A 3800-nucleotide genomic window follows, 5' to 3' on the forward strand; every position below is an offset into this window, starting at 1 on the left:
CCGATGGCGCCGAGGAACGACTGCGGGGTGAACATGCGGACCGAGACGGTGCCGGAGTCGAGCCAGCCGTCCGACATGGTGTACGGCGCACCGGCCTTGCCGGCCGCGGCGAGCTGTTTCTTGGCCGAGGCGACGTGCGCATCGAAGTCGGCCAGCAGCTTCGCCGCCTCGGCCTGCTTGCCGGTGGCCTGCGCCAGCAGGGTGACCGTCTTGCGCATGTAGCCGACTGGGTCGGGCGCGTTCGAGCCGAGCACGGCGATCACCGGCACCTGCTTGGCGATCTCGGCGATCACCTTCTCCGGCAGGTCGGTCGTGGTGACCACCAGGTCCGGGTCGAGCGCGATGATGGCGTCCAGACTGGGCTCACCGCGGGTGCCCACGTCGGGGGTGGCCGGGTCGATCGGTGCGACCGTGTCCCAGGCGTTGTAGCCCTTCGTGTCGGCCTGGCCGACCGGCTTGACCCCGAGCGCCACCAGGTTCTCGGTGGGTCCCCACTCCAGGGAGACGACCTTGGTCGCCGGTTGTTCCAGGCGAACCGTGCCCCGCTCGTCGGTGACCTCCACCGGGCCGGATGGGGCGGAGGCGGCGGGCGCTGCGGAGTCGGCCGGATCCTCGGTGGTGCCGCAGGCCGCGAGGGCCAGCGAGGTGATGGCGACCGCCGTCGTGAACAGCGCGCGACGGGTTATGGGCATCGGGGGTCCCCCTCTGGTGATGGTGCGGGTTCAGGCGGTGACGTGCCGGTGGGTGTGCCGGCCGATCGGCTGGGTGCGGACGCGTCCGTCGTCGTCGACGTGCACGTCGATGCGCAGCGCGTAGACCTCGCTGAGCAGGTCGGTGGTGAGCACGTCGGCGGGCGGGCCGCTCGCGCGCACCGCACCCGACGAGAGCAGGACCACGTGGTCGGCCACGGCCGCCGCCTGGTCCAGGTCGTGCAGCACGACACCGATCGCGACGCCGTGCTCGTCGGCCAGGTCGCGGACGGTGTCGAGGATCTCCATCTGGTAACGCAGGTCGAGGAACGTGGTCGGTTCGTCGAGCAGGACCACCCCGGTGTCCTGCGCGAGGCAGGTGGCCAGCCAGACGCGCTGCAGCTCGCCGCCGGACAGCTCGTCGACCGGGCGCTCGGCCATCGCGGCGACGCCGGTGAGCCGCATCGCCCGGTCCACCACGGCCGCGCCCTCGGTGTCGCCGGTGCCGAACCGGCCGCGGTAGGGGTGCCGCCCGTACGCCACGACGTCGCGGACCCGGACCCCGCCCGGCGTGGGGCGGGACTGGGTCAGCAGGGTCACCCGCCGCGCGAAATCCTTGGGGCGCAACGCCAGCGCGTCGCCGTCGGGCAGCCGCACCGTGCCCGACCGGGGCAGGTGCAGGCGGGCGAGCGCCCGCAGCAATGTCGACTTGCCGGAGCCGTTCGGCCCGACGAGCGCGACGACGCGGCCGGCGGCCAGCTCGATGCCGGCGTCGTGCACGACCGTGCGGTCGTCGTACGCCAGCGTGAGCCCCGAGCCGGTGAGCGCCTGCCGTTCCATGAGGTGAGGCTAACCTAACTCGGCCGCGGTTCTCATCCCGGGGGTCGCCGCTCCACCAGAAACCCGAACCCGCAACCGGCCTGCAGGCCGCCTTATCCACCTCCCGGCAAAGTGCCAAAGTGTTTGTGAGAAGCAGTTCCGGAGCAGGCCGAAGGAGTGAAATGAGCCATGGACACCACGACCGATCCCGTCACCGCCGCCCGCGCGGCAGCCCTCTTCGTGAGTGACATCTCCGCCGCCGACCGGCCCACCCGCGACCAGGCGGAGCACGCCATCCTGCGGTCCATCCGCTCGCACGGCGGCAGCCGCGGGTGCTTCGCCGACATGGCCGCCTACTACGGCGACTACCCCGAGCTCGCGACCGCCCGGATGGCCTGGGCGCGCACTCTCGCCGAGGGTCTGCGCCGCTTCAAGCCGGCGCCGCGCCCCGAACTGGCCCTGGCTGCCTGAGCGTCGTTCAGTCGACCAGCGCCGGGATCGCCGAGAAGGCGTTGCCGGGGTCGTACCGGCGCTTGAGCGTCAGCAGCCGCTGAAGGTTGGCGCCGAAGGACTCCCGGGCGCGAGGATCGTCGTCGGGGCCGAGCAGGTTCGGATACCCGCCCGGCATCGCGACCGGATCGAGCGCCGCCACGACGGAGTCCGCCCACGCGCGATGCCGGTCCGGCGAGTCGCCCGGCTGCTGAGCCGGCGGATGACCCGGCTGCTGACCCGGCTGCCAAGCCGCGATGACCTCGATCGCCTGGTGCGCGGTGCGCTGAGCGAAGGCGGTGGCGCCCGGATCGACCCGCGCGGCGGCGCCGTGGAACCGGTTGACGATCAGCGCCGAGTACGGCGAGCTGACCCGCTCCGCCGCGTCGGCGAGGGCGTCGGCCGCGGGCGGCGACACGTCGGCGAGCCAGCGGCTCCGGAGCAGATAGTGGTTGCCGTCCACGATGGCGGCGTCGAACATGCGCAGCGCCGCGGCGTACGGCATCGGCCCGACCTGGTCGACGATCGGATGCCCGAGCGACCGCATCGTCTCGATCGCCCGCTCGCCGGCGGTGAGGTCGGCGCCGGACCAGAAGGGACACAGGAAGGCCAGCGGTCCCTCCGGGCCGGGCAGGAAGCCCGCCATGACGGTCAGCTCGTCGGGGGCGCCGGCCACGATCTCGGCATAGCCGTTGAGCACCGCGCGGCCCTCGGCGAGGGGGAACATCAGGATTCCGGCGAGCACGACCGGCAACTCGTGCAGGCGATACCGCAGGGCGGTCACCACCCCGAAGTTGGCGCCCCCGCCGCGCAGCGCCCACCACAGGTCGGTGTCGGCGTCCGGCCCGGCCGTCGTGGCGGTGCCGTCGGCCAGGACGACGTCGGCGCCGATCAGGTTGTCGGCCGCCAGGCCGAACCGGCCGATCAAGGGGCCGTATCCACCCGCGGTGGTCAGCCCGGCCAGGCCCACTCCCCCGACCACGCCGGTCGCGGCGACCAGCCCGTGCGGCGCCGCCGCGGTCACCAGGTCGATGCTGACCGCGCCGCCCTGCGCCGTGGCCGTGCGGCCGGCCGGATCGACCGTGACCTCGCGCATGCCGCTCAGGTCGATCACCAGGCCGCCGTCGCGCAGCGCACGCCCGGCCCAGTCGTGGCCACCGGCCCGCACCGACAGGGGCACACCCGCATCGTGGGCGACCCGGACCACGGCGGCGACCTCGCCGGCGTCCGCACACCGGGCGATCATGGCCGGCTGTCGTGTCACGGCGGCGTTCCAGACACGGCGGGCTGCCTCGAACCCCGTCCGGTCGGGCGTGCACAGCCGCTCGCCGAGCAAGCTCCGCAACGCCCGCGCGGCGCTTGTCAGGTCTCCAGTCGTACCGACCGCGGTCATGACGCCTCCACATCCGGCAGGTGGCCAGTCGTCCGAGACCCTAGCGTCCGGTTACGGAGGGTGCCGTCAGGAACACGACTCGCTGGCGATGCAAACCCGGGGGTGTCACGAGCCGAAGAGGAGCGTGACGGCGAGCATCACCGGCAGGCAGCAGACCGTGGAGAGGAAGATCGCGTCGCGGACCAGCACCAGCCCGGTGTCGGCCCGCTGCGCGTAGAGGTAAATGTTCTGCGCGGAGGGCAGCGCCGCCAGGATGGTGACGGTGTACTGCGCATCGCGCGGAAGGCCGAGCGCCCACGCCAGCAGAACGGCCGCCACCGGCATCACCGCGACCTTCAGCAGCACCGCCACCACGGTCGGCCGACGATCCGGCCCGGGTGCCAGGACCCGGCGGCCGGACAGGGACATGC

Annotated in this window: 5 protein-coding genes; 1 reads left to right on the top strand and 4 read right to left on the bottom strand. The window is 73.1% G+C overall.

Annotated features, from left to right (window positions below; genetic code table 11):
• Both AB0M20_RS31495 and AB0M20_RS31500 read right to left on the bottom strand, forming a co-directional pair.
• Positions 1–692: ABC transporter substrate-binding protein (locus AB0M20_RS31495; RefSeq protein ID WP_364303966.1), on the bottom strand; the 692-nt coding region annotated here is incomplete at its 3' end.
• A 30-nt stretch (positions 693–722) separates the two neighbouring features.
• Complete coding sequence (locus AB0M20_RS31500) at positions 723–1529, bottom strand: ABC transporter ATP-binding protein (protein ID WP_364303968.1); 807 nt, start codon at positions 1527–1529, stop codon at positions 723–725.
• A gap of 168 nt (positions 1530–1697) precedes the next feature.
• Between AB0M20_RS31500 and AB0M20_RS31505 the strand changes: the two genes are divergently transcribed.
• Complete coding sequence (locus AB0M20_RS31505) at positions 1698–1979, top strand: hypothetical protein (protein WP_364303969.1); 282 nt, start codon at positions 1698–1700, stop codon at positions 1977–1979.
• Between the two features lie 7 nt (positions 1980–1986).
• Here AB0M20_RS31505 and AB0M20_RS31510 read toward each other — a convergent pair whose 3' ends face one another.
• On the bottom strand, positions 1987–3390 hold the full coding sequence (locus AB0M20_RS31510; RefSeq protein WP_364303970.1) for an FAD-binding oxidoreductase: 1404 nt from the start codon (positions 3388–3390) through the stop codon (positions 1987–1989).
• A 105-nt stretch (positions 3391–3495) separates the two neighbouring features.
• A partial coding sequence (locus AB0M20_RS31515; protein WP_364303971.1) for an AEC family transporter occupies positions 3496–3800 on the bottom strand: 305 nt, incomplete at its 5' end.

Source organism: Actinoplanes sp. NPDC051633, from assembly GCF_040681735.1.
Classification (GTDB): domain Bacteria; phylum Actinomycetota; class Actinomycetes; order Mycobacteriales; family Micromonosporaceae; genus Actinoplanes.